Origin of the sequence: Neorhizobium fuzhouense, assembly GCF_042611105.1 — a bacterium.
Lineage (GTDB): Bacteria > Pseudomonadota > Alphaproteobacteria > Rhizobiales > Rhizobiaceae > Neorhizobium > Neorhizobium galegae_A.
Genome location: NZ_JBHFFP010000001.1, coordinates 241,139 through 255,357, shown reverse-complemented (window position 1 = coordinate 255,357; position 14,219 = coordinate 241,139). Strand labels below are relative to the sequence as shown.

General features: G+C 63.6%; 17 protein-coding genes. 4 read left to right on the top strand and 13 right to left on the bottom strand.

The features are described 5' to 3' along the window. The first annotated feature begins 158 nt into the window (after window positions 1-158). A complete protein-coding gene (locus tag ACEXP3_RS01320; protein WP_210103014.1) occupies window positions 159-947 on the top strand; it encodes an ABC transporter ATP-binding protein in 789 nt (262 codons plus the stop codon). Then, the gene (locus ACEXP3_RS01315; protein WP_377295639.1) at window positions 944-1,762 is read left to right on the top strand and encodes an ABC transporter permease; all 819 of its coding nucleotides are present in this window, start codon (window positions 944-946) and stop codon (window positions 1,760-1,762) included. Before ACEXP3_RS01320 ends, ACEXP3_RS01315 begins: the two co-directional genes overlap by 4 nt. Window positions 1,763-1,798: 36 nt before the next feature. Here ACEXP3_RS01315 and ACEXP3_RS01310 read toward each other — a convergent pair whose 3' ends face one another. The 8 genes from ACEXP3_RS01310 to ACEXP3_RS01275 form a co-directional block, all read right to left on the bottom strand. Continuing rightward, window positions 1,799-2,644 carry a mechanosensitive ion channel family protein gene (locus tag ACEXP3_RS01310; RefSeq protein ID WP_377295638.1) on the bottom strand — a complete coding sequence of 282 codons (846 nt, stop codon included), beginning with the start codon at window positions 2,642-2,644 and terminating at the stop codon, window positions 1,799-1,801. Window positions 2,645-2,741: 97 nt separating this feature from the next. Beyond that, the gene (locus tag ACEXP3_RS01305) at window positions 2,742-3,254 is read right to left on the bottom strand and encodes a tyrosine phosphatase family protein (protein WP_377295637.1); all 513 of its coding nucleotides are present in this window, start codon (window positions 3,252-3,254) and stop codon (window positions 2,742-2,744) included. After that, window positions 3,251-3,832, bottom strand: coding sequence for an HD domain-containing protein (locus tag ACEXP3_RS01300; RefSeq protein WP_377296056.1), 582 nt, complete (start codon window positions 3,830-3,832; stop codon window positions 3,251-3,253). Before ACEXP3_RS01300 ends, ACEXP3_RS01305 begins: the two co-directional genes overlap by 4 nt. 38 nt (window positions 3,833-3,870) lie before the next feature. Continuing rightward, entirely contained in the window at window positions 3,871-4,725 is an 855-nt protein-coding gene (ygfZ, locus tag ACEXP3_RS01295; RefSeq protein WP_377295636.1) for a CAF17-like 4Fe-4S cluster assembly/insertion protein YgfZ, read from the bottom strand. Between the two features lie 109 nt (window positions 4,726-4,834). Next, window positions 4,835-5,566 (bottom strand): hypothetical protein, encoded by a 732-nt coding sequence (locus ACEXP3_RS01290; RefSeq protein ID WP_377295635.1) that lies wholly within the window; start codon window positions 5,564-5,566, stop codon window positions 4,835-4,837. Between the two features lie 91 nt (window positions 5,567-5,657). Further along, window positions 5,658-5,915, bottom strand: a complete 258-nt coding sequence (locus tag ACEXP3_RS01285; protein ID WP_137132827.1) for a hypothetical protein — start codon at window positions 5,913-5,915, stop codon at window positions 5,658-5,660. A 106-nt stretch (window positions 5,916-6,021) separates the two neighbouring features. Further along, window positions 6,022-6,513 carry a TIGR02301 family protein gene (locus ACEXP3_RS01280; RefSeq protein WP_377295633.1) on the bottom strand — a complete coding sequence of 164 codons (492 nt, stop codon included), beginning with the start codon at window positions 6,511-6,513 and terminating at the stop codon, window positions 6,022-6,024. A gap of 7 nt (window positions 6,514-6,520) precedes the next feature. After that, entirely contained in the window at window positions 6,521-6,973 is a 453-nt protein-coding gene (locus ACEXP3_RS01275) for an NUDIX hydrolase (RefSeq protein WP_377295632.1), read from the bottom strand. A 70-nt stretch (window positions 6,974-7,043) separates the two neighbouring features. Here ACEXP3_RS01275 and ACEXP3_RS01270 point away from each other — a divergent pair, with 70 nt between their 5' ends. Together ACEXP3_RS01270 and ACEXP3_RS01265 are read left to right on the top strand one after the other, a co-directional pair. Then, window positions 7,044-7,370: a YnfA family protein gene (locus ACEXP3_RS01270; RefSeq protein ID WP_210103009.1), complete on the top strand. Its 327-nt coding sequence runs from the start codon at window positions 7,044-7,046 to the stop codon at window positions 7,368-7,370. Between the two features lie 57 nt (window positions 7,371-7,427). Beyond that, window positions 7,428-8,189, top strand: a complete 762-nt coding sequence (locus ACEXP3_RS01265) for an SOS response-associated peptidase (protein WP_377295631.1) — start codon at window positions 7,428-7,430, stop codon at window positions 8,187-8,189. Window positions 8,190-8,213: 24 nt separating this feature from the next. Here ACEXP3_RS01265 and ACEXP3_RS01260 read toward each other — a convergent pair whose 3' ends face one another. From ACEXP3_RS01260 to ACEXP3_RS01240, 5 genes are all read right to left on the bottom strand, one after another. Then, on the bottom strand, window positions 8,214-8,345 hold the full coding sequence (locus tag ACEXP3_RS01260; protein WP_281067709.1) for a hypothetical protein: 132 nt from the start codon (window positions 8,343-8,345) through the stop codon (window positions 8,214-8,216). A 219-nt stretch (window positions 8,346-8,564) separates the two neighbouring features. Continuing rightward, window positions 8,565-9,419 (bottom strand): CDP-diacylglycerol--serine O-phosphatidyltransferase, encoded by an 855-nt coding sequence (gene pssA / locus ACEXP3_RS01255; protein ID WP_377295630.1) that lies wholly within the window; start codon window positions 9,417-9,419, stop codon window positions 8,565-8,567. A gap of 18 nt (window positions 9,420-9,437) precedes the next feature. Then, complete coding sequence (locus tag ACEXP3_RS01250; RefSeq protein WP_210104082.1) at window positions 9,438-10,136, bottom strand: phosphatidylserine decarboxylase; 699 nt, start codon at window positions 10,134-10,136, stop codon at window positions 9,438-9,440. A 211-nt stretch (window positions 10,137-10,347) separates the two neighbouring features. Beyond that, entirely contained in the window at window positions 10,348-12,234 is a 1,887-nt protein-coding gene (locus ACEXP3_RS01245; protein WP_377295629.1) for an ABCB family ABC transporter ATP-binding protein/permease, read from the bottom strand. Between the two features lie 108 nt (window positions 12,235-12,342). Further along, on the bottom strand, window positions 12,343-14,115 hold the full coding sequence (locus ACEXP3_RS01240; RefSeq protein ID WP_377295628.1) for a LysM peptidoglycan-binding domain-containing protein: 1,773 nt from the start codon (window positions 14,113-14,115) through the stop codon (window positions 12,343-12,345). Window positions 14,116-14,219 lie beyond the last annotated feature (104 nt).

Here is a 14,219-nt window from a genome sequence, read left to right as displayed (position 1 = left end):
CTTACCCTGCCGCACGGTCCTTGCGTAGCCATCTGACGTAAGTCTGCATGACGGGTTTGGACGGTGCCACGCCTTATCTCCCCCCTTGTGGGGGAGATGGCCGGCAGGCCAGAGGGGGTCTTGCTGCCCCCCCCCGCACGATCACGGACGGAGAACACATGTCCCATCTCGTTTCCATCGATCAGGTCGACATGCGCTATGGCGGTGCCGATGGCACGCTTGCCGTCTCCGGCCTCACCATGCGCGTCGACAAGGGCGAGTTTGCTGCCGTCGTCGGTCCCTCCGGCTGCGGAAAATCCACGCTCATGAAGCTTGTGACCGGCCTGCATATTCCCCAAACCGGTGTCGTGGTGGTGGCTGGCGCCCAGGTGACGAAGCCAGTGTCCATCGTCGGCATGGCGTTTCAGAACCCGACCATGCTGCCGTGGCGCACCACGCTCGACAACATTCTCCTGCCGCTCGAAATCGTCGAACGGCATCGCCATCGCCTGCGGGCGAACAAGAAGGAATATGTCGAAAAGGCCGAACACCTCCTGGAAACGGTCGGCCTCAAGGGCTTTGGCCAGAAATTTCCCTGGCAGTTATCGGGCGGCATGCAGCAGCGCGCCAATCTCTGCCGGGCGCTGATCCACGAGCCGGATCTCCTGATGCTGGACGAACCCTTCGGCGCGCTCGATGCCTTCACGCGCGAGGAACTCTGGTGCGTCATCCGCGACCTCCATGCCGCGCAGGGGGTGACCATTGTGCTGGTCACCCATGATCTGCGCGAGGCGGTGTTCCTGGCCGACACGATTTTCGTAATGAGCGCACGGCCCGGCCGCATCCTGAAGGAGCACCGCGTTCCATTCCAGCGCCCGCGCGACCTCGACATCATGTATCAGACCGAATTCAACGACATGGTGCATGAATTGCACGGCGAAATAGCCAAGGCGAGGGCTGTGGCATGACCAGCATCATCGAAACCGCCGTCACGCCCGTTGCGAAGAAGCCGCTTCTCGCGCGCATCAACTGGGTGCGCGCCGCCCCTTTCCTTTATACGCTGGCGCTGTTCCTTCTCTGGGAACTCCTGGTACTGGCGCTCGACATGCCGCTCACCATTCTGCCGTCGCCGACGCGGGTGTTCCAGGCGATCGTGCAATACTGGTCGCCGATCTGGAAGAATTCCCTGCAGACGCTCTACACCACGACGGTCGGCTTTGCGATTGCCGTGGTGGCGGGCCTTGCCATCGGCCTCTTCATCGGCTGGTCGAAGACGATCTATGCGGGGCTCTATCCGCTGATGATTGGCTTCAACGCCATCCCCAAGGTGGCGCTGGTGCCGATCCTCGTCATCTGGTTCGGCATCGGCACAGTGCCGGCCGTGCTGACGGCCTTCCTGATTTCCTTCTTCCCCATCGTCGTCAATGTGGCGACCGGCCTTGCCACCATCGAGCCGGAGACGGAAGACGTGCTGCGCGCGCTTGGCGCCCGCAAGATGGATATCATGCTGAAGGTCGGCATTCCCCGCTCCATGCCCTATTTCTTCGGCTCGCTGAAGATCGCCATCACGCTCGCCTTCGTCGGCTCCGTCGTGTCGGAGACGGTGGCCTCCAATTACGGCCTCGGCAACATGATGAGTTCGGCGCAGAGCCAGTTCAACGTGCCGCTGGTCTTTGCCGGCCTGCTGATGCTCGCCGTCGAAGGCATCGTCATGTATGCGCTGATGGCTCTTCTGGAGCGCCGCATGACCGGCTGGGCGCATCGCTCGACGATGGCGCAGTAGAAGCGATTGGGAAACTGCCTGTGCGGCGGGCGGCTCTCAGCCGTTACCGCCGTCTGCGTGATTGTCCACCTGCACCTTGCCCACACCGCGCTCGCGGTCGAGCGCGAATTTCACCGCCTGGGAAAGGTCGCGGCTGACGGTCCACCAGTCGCGGCTCTTGCTCCAGTAGCGCAGGGTGACGGTGGCGGAGGTCTCACCGAATTCGGCGACGAAGACGGTGGGCGCCGGGGCCTTCAGCACGCGGTCATCCGCCTCGGCCGTCCCGATCAGGATCTTTTGCGCTTTCTCGATGGTCAGGGTGTCGTTGGTTGCGATGCTGATATCGTTGCGGCGGTTCGGCAGGCGGCTGTAATTGGTAATGGGCACGTTCCACAGCGTCTGGTTGGGCGCCAGCCGGTAGACGCCCTCTGCGGTTTTCAGTTCCGTGGCAAAAAGGCCGACATCGACAATGGTGCCGCTGACATTGCCGGTTTCGATGTATTCGCCAATGCGAAAGGGCCGCAGCACCAGAAGCATGATGCCGGCGGCGATATTCTGCAGCGTGCCTTGCAGGGCAAGACCGATTGCAAGGCCGATGGCGCCGAGGGCCGCCAGGATCGAGGCGGTCTGCACGCCGAACTGGCCGAGCACCATCACGAGAACGATGACCAGGATCGCATAGCGGATGATATTGGAGAAGAACTGCGCAAGCGTCGCATCGATGCCGTGGATCTTGCCGAGGCCTTCCCGCGCCCAGCGGCTCAGCATGCCCGATGCAAACCAGCCGATGGCCAGCAGCACCACCGCCCCGATCACCGAAAAGGAATACTGCACGGCAAGCGCCGAAAGCTGTGCGAGGGCCGCCTGTGTGGCGACCACGATTTGCGAGGCCTGTTCGTCCATGCGTGAAACTGCTCCATCTTGCTAGACGAAACATAACTGGCGCCAGCGCCGGCAAGGTCAAGTTCTGAGGATGCAGGCTGCCGCACCTCTTCGGGCGTTAAAGCGGCAGGACGAAGCTTGCCCGCCCGTCCGTTTCGGCACCACGCCCGATGGATTTTATCGCGGCCGTCAGGCGGCCGTCGCGCTGAAGGGCGCGGTCGCCGATCTCGATAAGACGCGTATTGGGGGTGGCGTGCGGTGCAACCGAGCGCAGGCGCGCGGCAAGTTCAAATTCATCCTGATCCGGATCGACCGCCAGTGCTGCGATCACCGCGGCGGCCGGCGAGCGTGACACGCCCATCCAGCAATGGACGAGGAGCGGGGCGGTGCGGTCCCAGTCCCGGGCAAAGGCGATGAGGTCGGTCACATGCCGCTCGCTCGGCGCCACCAGATTGCCGGTGCCGGCAAACGTTATGTCGTTCATCGCAAGGGTCAGGTGTCGCTCGGCGCGGATGACGCCGGGGCGGTGAAAATCATGGCCCTCGGCGATCAGGCTCACCATCTCGCGCGCCTTGTGGCGCACGGCAAGCTCCGCGATCTTCTCAAGTGGACCAACGACGATGCCGGTCATGGTGTCGTGGCCCTTGGACGAAGCGCATCGAGCGCGTGAAAACGCTCGAGGAACCGTGCCTGCGCTTCGGTCGCCGCCATCGGTTCGACCGGCAGCCGGTCGCGGGTGATGCCGCGCGGCAGGCCAAAGAATTTCCTCGCCTCGGCAACGGAAAATCCGGCAAGCTCGGTTGCTTCGAAAAAGGCCGCCACCGTATCGGCCTTCTTGATGCGCGCCTTCAGATCGCGGCTCGGATGGGCCGAAAGGCCGAAGCGCAGATGCACGGCCGCCTCCAGCCGCTTCTCCACCACCTTGTAGCCGCCGCCGACCACGGCCTTGAACGGCGAGATCATGTCGCCGATCACATATTCCGGCGCGTCGTGCAAAAGCGCCATCATCAGGTCACAGGCGGAAGCACTCGGATTTGCCTCGCGAAAGATCGTCTCCACCATCAGGCTGTGCTGGGCCACCGAAAAGGCGTGGTCGCCGCGCGTCTGGCCGTTCCAGCGCGCCACGCGCGCAAGGCCATGGGCGATGTCGCTGATTTCCACATCGAGCGGCGAGGGGTCGAGAAGATCGAGACGGCGGCCCGACAGCATGCGTTGCCAGGCGCGCACGGAAGGAGACGGAGTGGTGGTCACGCGTCCGCCTCGGCTGCGCCCGTCGGGAAGGAGAGGCCGGTCCAGGCCGGCAGCGCAAGATCGACGGCGACATCGCCGGCAAGGATCGGCAGGTCCGAAGACAGCGCATCGCCCACCCGATCGGTGCGCACAATGGCAAGCCCCTTGCCGCCGACCACGGTTCCGAGCGTGCCAAGCGGCTTGCCGCCGGCGAAAAGCTCCGTGCCGGTCGCCGGAAGGTCGGTTGTCGCCGTGACCTTCACCAGACGCCGGCGGGCCGTGCCCCGGTGCTGCATGCGCGAGACCACTTCCTGGCCGACATAGCAGCCCTTGCGGAAGGACAGGCCGCCATCGAGATCCAGCAGGATATCGTGCGGAAAGGCATCCTGCAGGGCATAATCCTTGGCAGACTGGGCAAGGCCTGCCTCGATGCGCACCGCATCATAGGCTGCTTCGCTCTCCGCATCGGCCGCTTCGACCAGGGCGATGGGTGCGCGCTTCAGAAGACGGCCGGCCTTGGCAAATGCCATGTCGGTCACGCCTGCCGCAGAGTCTGCCGCTTCTCCCCAGGTGACGCTAACGCTTGCCTCCTCCTGCGTAAGGGTTACCGCAGCCCGCAGCCGGTACATCGTCAGCCGGCGCAAAAATGCCTCTGAGAGCGCCTGATCGCATTCCACCAGGAAACCGCCATCGGCGCGCCAGATAATGAAATCGAAGAGGATCTTGCCCTGCGGCGTCAAAAGCGCGCCGGGCCGGGCCTCGCCTTCGGCAAGCCCGTCGATATCGGTGGTGACGATGCCCTGCAGGAACGACTGCGCGTCGGCACCTTCGATGCGGATCAGGCGGCGGGTGAAGAGAGTGGCGGTGGTCATGGCAATCCTGTCTGGTTCTGCCTTCCAGACATACAGCGCCGCCGACATTTTTCAAAATGCCGGCAGGCCGAGGCGGAGCCGGGTCTGGTGCGCGGAGCGAACCTGCGGCTCAATCGCCGCCGGTAAACATCTTCCATTCGCCGGAAGGCGTAATGCCAAGCCGGTAGAAGTTGTAATTGTTGGTCTCTTCCATGGCGGCGAGATCACCCGCGGTGATGATCCGCAGGAGTTCGACGCGCTCGGGCGCCGACAGCGTATCGAGCGGCTTGCCGACGAAATAGGGCCAGACATACATCTCGTCCGGCGTGCCGGCATTGATACGGGCGGCACCCGTCTGCAGAAGATCCAGCATGATGGCGAGGATTTCCAGCCCTTCCGGATCGCCCGACAGGCTTTTCAGCGCATCGAGCGCGTCGGCGCCATCGGCACCGAGCTGGCGCATCTGGTCCACGTCGAAATGCACCAGCGGACGCAGGCGTTCGAACTCGCCGGAGGTTGCCGCTTCGACAAGCGCGCGCCGGGCGGCCTTCACCGGTTCGGGAAGAAGCTCGAGGTCGCGAATGATCTCTGCCGGTGCCGGCGTTGCCGCCTGCGCATCCTGGGGCGCGGCCTCAGGGGCGGCGGCACCATTGCCCGGCGGGTTCGATAACGGCCCGGAGGCCGGGTCAGCGCCTGAACCGGTTCCGGCGGCCGGCGCGGGGCCGCTTGCCTCCGTCACGCTTGCGCCGGACAGGGCAAAGGCGGTGTCCGTTACGACGGTCACGGACAGCAGAACGCCTGCCGCAGCCAGCGCCATCTGCAGGGCTGAGGGGCGAGCAATCTTCGCCGCTTGGGTCTTCATGGAAAAAGCCTCGGTTTCTTCGGGCTTGGGCCGTGGGTGGCATGATTCGCAAGAACGGGATGCGAGCACCATGCGTGCCCGGCCCTTACGCTTACTGAACGGTACGCTCAGGGGAGAATTCGCCGGCAAGCATGCGCGCGCGCAGCGATTCCAGCATGGCTTCCGCGCCGTCTTCGCCGTGAATGCGGATGGTTTCCCGCATGGCGAGCGCGATGGCTGCGTCGGCAATGATCTCCGGCTCGATGCCGTCTGCACGTCCGTCGGCCCAGGCTTCATTCTGGTATTCGAGCGCCGCCTGCATCTTCTCGTGCACAATCATGTCGTCGATGTCGTTGCGCGCTGTCTGCATGTGTATTCCTCTTGCAAGGGGTGTCCGTTGTTACCGGCACGTTAACAACACTAGCAGCCTTTTATCAAAACCACACGCCCCCAGCGCGAAAGAGGTAAATAAAAGCCTAATTTCCGTAGCGTGCAGCAATTTCGCCCGACAGTGTTGCACCTTCGTTACGGTAGCGTTCTTCCGCAACCCGGGCAGCCGGGGTACAGGTACTGTGCACCGCAGCAAACGCCCGATATCCGCGGTTGAAGGCCGCCGTCAGTCGCTCGCGCCGCTTGGGTTCCGCGCCGGTTTCCGCGTCCAGCAAAGACTGCATCGATGCCCGCCACTCATCCGAATCGGAGGCGCACAGCGTGCGCAGGTATTGGACGGAGCCGAGGATTTCCGCAAGCCGCAGCAGTTGCGCATCATAGGGCGCCGGCCGCTCCACGGGCTGTTGCGGCGGGCTTATGGGCTGCGATTCGGCGCCCTTCTTCTGCGCCGGCGCCGCAATGGAAGTTGCCGGCAGAAGCGATGCAGGACAGGCGAGGGCAAGGCTCAGGAGCAGAGACGGCAGGATCGGGCGGCAAAAGGCTTTCAATATCATGATGTTCCCGGTGAGGCGCGCCATGGGTCTATCAAGACGCGGAGGGGAGTTTGCGCTGCGCGGCCAGCCGTTCGACGCAATCCAGCACGCTCTCTGGCACCGGCAGCGCACGGATCTCCTCCAGCGTGAACCAGCCGGCGTCGGCAGCGTCATCGGCGGCAATCGCCGCGCGATCCGCATCGGCCTTCACCCGAAAAACCGACAGAAAGAAATGGCTTTGCAACGCACCGGAGGTGTCGCGGGTTTCCAGGTCATAGGTGGCAAACAGCTCCGGCTCGCGGGCCATGATTCCGGTTTCCTCGAAAAATTCCCGCACTGCTGTGTCAGCCGGCGTCTCTCCGGGCTCGGCTCGTCCGCCCGGAAAGGCAAACAGATCAGCCGAGGGCGGATTGCGTCGCCGGATCAGGAGATAGCGGCCCTCCCGTTCCAGAATGGCGGAGGAGGCCGCGCGCGGGCGGGGAAGGTGTGCGGTCTTGTCAGTCATCGTCATAGTGCCACCTTGACCGGCTGACGCGTCTTGCGCAAGCAGCCGCGCTCTGCAACGACTGTCGTCCATGAAAAGCACCTTCCTCTTCGTCCTTGCAGCCTTTGCGGAAATTTCCGGCTGCTTTGCCTTCTACGCCTGGTGGCGGCTGGAGAAACCGGCGTGGTGGCTGGCGCCCGGCCTGCTGTTTCTGGTTCTGTTTGCCTGGCTGCTCTCGCTGGTCGATAGCAATGCGGCAGGGCGCACCTTTGCCGCCTATGGTGGCCTCTATGTGGCCGCTTCGCTCCTGTGGCTCTATCTGGTGGAAGGCAAGGCGCCCGACCGGTTCGACCTCGCAGGCGGCGCACTCTGCCTCATCGGCTGCGCCGTTATCCTGTTTGCGCCGCGCAGCAGCTGACATTGCTGACGGTCCCCTTTGCTTGACGCCTCCGTCTTCGGGTGCGATCAACAGAGCATGTGTGGACGCTACGCCCTGACCGCGACGCCGGACGAGATCCTCGAATTCCTGAGCGTCATCGAGATCGACGATTTTCCCCGGCGCTACAATATCGCGCCGACGCAGCCGATTCTTCTCGTCATGGCCACGGATCGACAGGTGCCCGGCAGCAATCTTCCAGCGCGCCAGGCCGTGCTTGCCCGCTGGGGTTTCCTGCCCGGCTGGGTGAAGGATCCGAAGGAGTTTCCGCTTCTCATCAATGCCCGGGCCGAAACCGCCATCGGCAAGGCCTCGTTTCGCGCCGCCATGCGCCATCGCCGCGTGCTCATTCCGGCAACCGGCTTTTACGAATGGCACAGGCCTCAAAAGGACGAGGGCGGCAAGGCGCAGGCCTATTACATTCGCCCCAAGCAGGGCGGTCTCATTGCCTTTGCCGGCCTCATGGAAACCTGGTCCTCCGCTGACGGCTCGGAAGTGGATACCGCCGCGATCCTGACGACACGGGCCAACCGGCTGGTCGGAACGATCCATGATCGCATGCCGGTGGTGATCGATCCGCAGGCTTTTTCCCGCTGGCTCGATTGCAAGACGCAGGAGCCGCGCGATGTCGCCGACCTGATGACGCCGGCGCAGGAGGATCTGTTCGAGATGATCCCGGTCTCGGACCGGGTCAACAAGGTCGCCAATATGGGGCCTGAGATCCAGGTGCCGGTGATGCCGGTCGTTTCCCCGAAATCGGCGCCGCCCGAAAAGGGCGACGGGCAGCTCTCGCTGTTCTGATGCCCCGGCGGAGGCCTTTTCAGATCAGGCGGATTTCAGCGTCGTGCGCTTCAGCATCAGGGCTGCGGCAACGACGGCCTTGATGGCGAGCGGGCGCTGCGGTGCATGCAGGTCCTGCTTGGCGGCAGCCGTCGTGGTGGTCTTCTGTTCAGTCATGTCGGTTTCCTTCCCCATAAAGCACTTTTCGTGATCGCATCCGTGCGTCACAGCGGCTCTCGGCAGAAAACAGGGCGGAAATTTGGCGCTGCGCACGCGAACCGATCATACGTGATCCTGCACCGGCGAGCTTGCGGGAAACTGTTGTCGAAAAAGCGCAGTTATGCTGCGTTGCAACCTGATCTTGCAACGCAGCAGTATCGGCGATCCGCCGGAGGATCAGACGTTGGCGTGGTCGTCTTCGATGGTGAGCGTGCCGTAGCGACGCTTCCAGGCCCGCGCGCTGAACGGCAGAACCAGGAGATAGGCAACTGTAGTCACTGCAAGCACCTGCCACGTATAGCTCATCAGCAAAGCGACATAGATGACGACGCACAGGATCACCGGCAGCATGAGGTCGCGGCGCACACGAGTTTCCGACTTGCCGGACCAGACGGGAAGGCGCGAGACGAGAAGATAGCCGATCAGCACGGTATAGGCCGTCGCGCACCAGGCGATGCCGCGATTGGTTTCGAGGCCCAAGAAGCCGAGATAGACCGGCAGCAGAACCAGAAGCGCGCCCATCGGCGCCGGAACGCCGACAAAGAATTCCGATTGCCATTTCGCCTTGTATTCGCGATCCGCCATCACGTTGAAGCGGGCAAGACGCAGGCCGGCGGCAATCGCATAGATGAGCGCGGCGATCCAGCCGATGGAGCCGACCTGATCGAGCACGAAGACATAGAGAACGAGGGCAGGGGCTACGCCGAAATTGATGATGTCGGCGAGCGAATCCATCTGCACGCCGAATTTCGACGTGGCCTTCAGCGCCCGCGCCACGCGCCCGTCGATGCCGTCGAGGAAGGCCGCCAGCAGAACCATGGCGACGGCGAGCTCGAATCGATTTTCAAACGCGAGCCGTATACCGGTGAGGCCCGCGCAGATGGCAAGAACCGTGATGAAGTTCGGCACCATAAGCCTCAGCGGAATTTCCCGCAGGCGAGGCCCACGGGCCGCATCGTCATCCGTGCGGTGTTCGGCACTTTTCGGATGCACATCGTGGTCTGCGTCGCGGTGATCGTCCAGCGGCTGCATGGCATTCTCCAGGTTTTATCAGCTGCGGCGGCTGATGGTCGGGCCCTTGAACGAGCCGAATTCGGCAATCACGGTTTCGCCACCGATGGTGCGCTGTCCGAGTGACACGCGGGGCTGGCCACCTTCCGGCACATAGACGTCGAGACGCGAGCCGAAGCGGATGAGGCCGAAACGCTCGCCCGCATCGAGCGGCTCGTTGGCATGCACGAAGCAGAGGATACGGCGGGCGACGAGGCCTGCGATCTGCACCACGCCGAGCTTGCCGTGCTTGGTTTCGATGACCATGCCGTTGCGCTCGTTGTCGACGCTTGCCTTGTCGAGCTCCGCGTTGACGAACTGGCCGGGGCGATAGACGATCTGCGACACGCGGCCACGCGCCGGCGCGCGGTTCACATGGCAGTCGAAGACGTTCATGAACACGGAAATGCGCAGCATCGGCTCGCTTCCCAGATCAAGCTCCACCGGCGGCACCACCATCTGAACGGAGGACACGCGGCCATCGGCAGGGCTGATGATCACGTCGTCATCCTGCGGAACGACGCGCTCGGGGTCACGGAAGAAATAGGCGCACCACAGCGTCAGCACGAGGCCGATCCAGAACAGGGGTGCCGCAATCAGGCCCGCGACCAGAGATACGACGAAAAAGGCGATAACGAAGATATAGCCTTCCTTGTGGATCGGCACGAGCGTGTTGCGAATGGTGTCGAACAGATTGATCAACGGGTGTCTCTCCAGATTGTCCAGCCTTGGATCACGAACCTAGGTGACTACAGGCAAACCGTTTCAGGAGCAATGTGGTTCCGTGGCGCGCCTTTCAGCCGATGCCGAGAAACACCGCAAGCGAGCGGGTGATGGCAAGCATGGTCTCATCATCCAGTCGTCCGAACACAGGACCGAGCCCGCAGCCCCAGGGAACGATTGACGCCCCTCAGACCGCCGGTGTCTTGCGCACCACCACGCCTTCTTCGTCGCTTTCGCGCACCTGGCGCAAGTGTTCCTCGGCCTGCGTTGCCTCGCGCTGGCGGTTCCACATCGAGGCGTAGAGGCCGTTCTGGTCAAGAAGGCCGGCATGCGTGCCACGTTCGGCAATTTCGCCGTGGCGCAGGACGATGATCTCGTCGGCATTGATGACCGTCGACAGGCGGTGGGCGATCACCAGCGTGGTGCGGTTTTTCGACACGAGTTCGAGAGCCGCCTGGATTTCCTGTTCCGTCGTCGTATCGAGCGCCGAGGTTGCCTCGTCGAGAATGAGGATCGGCGGGGCTTTCAGGACGGTGCGGGCAATCGCCACGCGCTGCTTTTCGCCGCCCGACAGCTTGAGGCCGCGCTCGCCCACCATGGTCTGGAACCCGTCCGGCAGGCTGGTGATGAAATGGCCGATCTGGGCAATGTCTGCCGCCGCCAGCATTTCCTCTTCGGTCGCGCTCAGGCGGCCGTAGCGGATGTTGTAGGCAATCGTGTCGTTGAACAGAACCGTATCCTGCGGCACCATGCCGATCGTGGCGCGCAGGCTCTTTTGCGTCACGTCGCGAACGTCCTGGCCGTCGATCTCGACGGAGCCCTGCTGCACGTCGTAGAACCGGTAGAGCAGGCGCGAGATCGTGGATTTACCGGCGCCCGACGGCCCGACGATGGCGACCGTCTTGCCGGCCGGCACCACGAAGGAAATGCCCTTCAGGATCGGGCGTTCCGGATCGTAGGCGAAATGCACGTCGCGGAAGGCAATGCTGGCGTCACGTACGGCAAGCGGTGCGGCGCCCGGCTGGTCCACGACTTCGGCGTCCACCTCCAGCAGATCGAACATCTGCTCGATATCAGTCAGGCCCTGGCGGATTTCGCGATAGACGAAACCGATGAAATTGAGCGGCACCGAGAGCTGAATGAGCAGCGCGTTGACGAAGACGAAATCGCCGATCGTCTGCGTGCCGCGCTGCACGGCAAGCGCCGACATCACCATCATCACCGTCGTGCCGGCGCCGAAGATCAGGCCCTGGCCGAAGTTCAGCCAGCCGAGCGAGGTCCAGACCTGCGTGGCGGCTTTTTCGTAACGTGCCATGGAGGCATCGAAGCGGCTCGCCTCCATGTCCTCGTTGCCGAAATATTTGACCGTTTCGAAGTTGAGCAGCGAATCGATCGCCTTGGTGTTGGCGTCGGTGTCGCTGGCATTCATCGAGCGGCGGATGGCAATGCGCCAGTCGCTGGCACGGATGGTAAACCAGATATAGGCCGCAACCGTCACCGCCGTCACCGCCACGTAGGCAAAGCCGTAGGACAGCCAGAAGATCACCGCCGTCAGCAGGAATTCGACCAGCGTCGGCACCGAATTGAGGATGGTGAAGCGCACGATGGTCTCGATGCCCTTCGTGCCGCGCTCGATGATGCGCGACAGGCCGCCCGTCTTGCGCTCCAGGTGGAAGCGCAGCGAGAGCTGGTGCATGTGCACGAAGGTCTTGTAGGCCAGCTGGCGAACGGCATGTTGCCCGACGCTGGCAAACAGCGCGTCGCGCAGCTGGTTGAGGCCAAGCTGGATGATGCGGGTGAGGTTATAGGCAATGACCAGAACCACGGCGCCAAGCAGGAAGGCCGGCACCAGGCCCGCCATGTCCAGCTTGCCGTTCAGCGCATCGGTTGCCCATTTGAAGAAATAGGGCACGCCGATCAGAACGAATTTTGCCGCCAGTAGCAGAAGCGTTGCCCAGACCACGCGCGCCTTGAGGTCCGGCCTGTCGGCGGGCCACATATAGGGCCAAAGGTTCACGATGGTCGCCAGCGGATTGCTGGTGTCCGCCGCAACGGTCTTTCGTCTGTCTGCCATGAATGCCTCCGCAAGGAGACCAGCACATAGGCTGCATGGGCGGCCATTGCAACGCAGCTTTGGCCTTGCCGGCAAAGATCCTCTCTCTGCCGGCCGGTCGTTTCCCGATCAGCCCTTCTTCAGGCGCTGGCGGTGGATCTTTTCCGCTTCCGGGTCCGGCAGCGCCTCTTTCGGCACGCCAAAAATCTGGCCGGGCTGGATCACGTCGGGATTGGCGATCTGGTCCTGGTTGGCGAGATAGATCGTGGTGTAGCGCACGCCCTGGCCGCCATAGACGCGGCGGGAGATCTGCCACAGCGTATCGCCGCGCCGGATGATGACGGAGGAGGCCTCGCTCTGGGTCAGCGGCGCCTGCGCAATGGTGCGGGCGCCAGCCGCGACCTGTGCTTCAGCGGCTGCGGCCGGCAGCGGTGCGACGGTGCCGTTCGGCAGGATGGGGCCAACGGCGCGGGCAATCATCTCGCCGATCGTTCCGAGCTTGGCGCCAACCGAGCCCACATCGCGCGGCAGGGCGTCGAGTGCGGAGAGGGCGGCTGCCGCTTCACGCACGGTGTTGTCGGCAATCATCCGCGTCGTTTCGTCGGCGCCAGCCGGTAGGCGGTATTCGGTCAGCGAACGCAGCGCGATGCTGGTCGAGGAGCGGGCAGCAGCCACCTGTTCGTCCGTCGGCGTTGCGCCATTGGCATAGAGCTTCTGCAAGAGGTCGAAGCCGCGCGACACCTCGTTGCGCAGACGATCAAACGCGCCGTCGTCAATGGGCGACAGGCTGTTCGTTGCGCCAAGCGGGCTTGCAACGGCGGCCACCTGATCGCCGGCCGGCCGGTTGAACGGCACTTCGACGCGCACGATCACCTGGCCGTTCGGGCCGATCTGGTCGACCGCGATGCGGTGCTGGCCAACCGTCAGAGAAAGGGTTCCGTCGATGACGAAGTGACCGTCGGCGCCGGCAAGCGTTTCGCCGATGATGCTTGAGTCGGCATAACCCTTCAGCTTGGCACCGGGCTTGGAAATGCCGGCGACGAAAATGCGGTCGCCTTCGATTTCGACGGCGCTGACCTGCAGTGCCGGCTTTTCCGAAGGGGCGGTGGCCGGTGCCGCGGGTATCGGAGCGGTTGCCACGTTCGTGCCGGAGGGTGCCGGTTGGGCAGGTGCTGCGGCCGGGGCAGGCACGGTGGCTGAAGAAGCCGGCGCCTGGGGGGCTGCCGTTGCATCGCCGGCAGACAGCGCCACGCGCTCCGTCTTGGTTTTCTGGTTGATGTTCGGCACCGCCATCAGGCGGCTCGCCTCGCCGGGCTTGGTTACCATGGCCAGCAGTTCGCCGGCCTTGTTGTCGGGAATGGAGATGGTGGCGATTTCTTCGGAGATCACCGTGCGGCCATCCTTGGCGGTTGCCTTCAGCACCAGCTGATGGTCACCGGGGGCCAGCGGCTTGTCGATGATGGCGACGAATTCACCGGCCTTGTCCACGGCCGTGGTGGCAACCGTCAGGGCCTGGTCGTTGACGTCAAGCCGGGCTTCGGGTTCGGCGCGCCCGGCAATGACGGCCGTGCCGTCCGGTTCGACGCGCAGCACGTCGAAGGTCGGCACGATCAACGGCTTCAGCTCGGCGGACGCTGTGGCGGCCTTCGGTTCTGCCGGCACGTCGCCTTTGGCCGTCGTTGCGGGCGCCTTGGCCGGCGGCGTGTCCGGTGTCGGATCGACCAGCTCGCGGGTCGCATCGGCCTGTCCGTTAACCGCTTCCTTGATCTCGCGTCCGGCATCGTTGATGGCTTCGCCCACCGGATGATCGTTCGTCGACAGACGCGGCATGACGAAGAAAACCATGAGCAGGGTTGCAATCGCGAGTGCGGAAATAGCCAGCCAGACGGCGCGGTTCTTCATTATCAGACCTCTCCAGACGGAAACCCGCCAAACAACACGGAATTACAGGTTTCATGCCGTATTAACAAGCTTTTAGGCCCTTTTCGCTTGCCCGGGACTTGATT

What these genes read in the sequence shown, in the direction of transcription:
- ACEXP3_RS01275 (WP_377295632.1), bottom strand. Translation starts at nt 6,973, where the DNA reads ATGACTGACAAGACCGCACACCTTCCCCGCCCGCGCGCGGCCTCCTCC.
- ygfZ (WP_377295636.1), bottom strand. Translation starts at nt 4,725, where the DNA reads ATGACCACCGCCACTCTCTTCACCCGCCGCCTGATCCGCATCGAAGGT.
- pssA (WP_377295630.1), bottom strand. Translation starts at nt 9,419, where the DNA reads ATGCAGCCGCTGGACGATCACCGCGACGCAGACCACGATGTGCATCCG.
- ACEXP3_RS01265 (WP_377295631.1), top strand. Translation starts at nt 7,428, where the DNA reads ATGTGTGGACGCTACGCCCTGACCGCGACGCCGGACGAGATCCTCGAA.
- ACEXP3_RS01310 (WP_377295638.1), bottom strand. Translation starts at nt 2,644, where the DNA reads ATGGACGAACAGGCCTCGCAAATCGTGGTCGCCACACAGGCGGCCCTC.
- ACEXP3_RS01245 (WP_377295629.1), bottom strand. Translation starts at nt 12,234, where the DNA reads ATGGCAGACAGACGAAAGACCGTTGCGGCGGACACCAGCAATCCGCTG.
- ACEXP3_RS01315 (WP_377295639.1), top strand. Translation starts at nt 944, where the DNA reads ATGACCAGCATCATCGAAACCGCCGTCACGCCCGTTGCGAAGAAGCCG.
- ACEXP3_RS01280 (WP_377295633.1), bottom strand. Translation starts at nt 6,513, where the DNA reads ATGGCGCGCCTCACCGGGAACATCATGATATTGAAAGCCTTTTGCCGC.
- ACEXP3_RS01270 (WP_210103009.1), top strand. Translation starts at nt 7,044, where the DNA reads ATGAAAAGCACCTTCCTCTTCGTCCTTGCAGCCTTTGCGGAAATTTCC.
- ACEXP3_RS01240 (WP_377295628.1), bottom strand. Translation starts at nt 14,115, where the DNA reads ATGAAGAACCGCGCCGTCTGGCTGGCTATTTCCGCACTCGCGATTGCA.
- ACEXP3_RS01260 (WP_281067709.1), bottom strand. Translation starts at nt 8,345, where the DNA reads ATGACTGAACAGAAGACCACCACGACGGCTGCCGCCAAGCAGGACCTG.
- ACEXP3_RS01320 (WP_210103014.1), top strand. Translation starts at nt 159, where the DNA reads ATGTCCCATCTCGTTTCCATCGATCAGGTCGACATGCGCTATGGCGGT.
- ACEXP3_RS01305 (WP_377295637.1), bottom strand. Translation starts at nt 3,254, where the DNA reads ATGACCGGCATCGTCGTTGGTCCACTTGAGAAGATCGCGGAGCTTGCC.
- ACEXP3_RS01285 (WP_137132827.1), bottom strand. Translation starts at nt 5,915, where the DNA reads ATGCAGACAGCGCGCAACGACATCGACGACATGATTGTGCACGAGAAG.
- ACEXP3_RS01300 (WP_377296056.1), bottom strand. Translation starts at nt 3,832, where the DNA reads ATGCTGTCGGGCCGCCGTCTCGATCTTCTCGACCCCTCGCCGCTCGAT.
- ACEXP3_RS01290 (WP_377295635.1), bottom strand. Translation starts at nt 5,566, where the DNA reads ATGAAGACCCAAGCGGCGAAGATTGCTCGCCCCTCAGCCCTGCAGATG.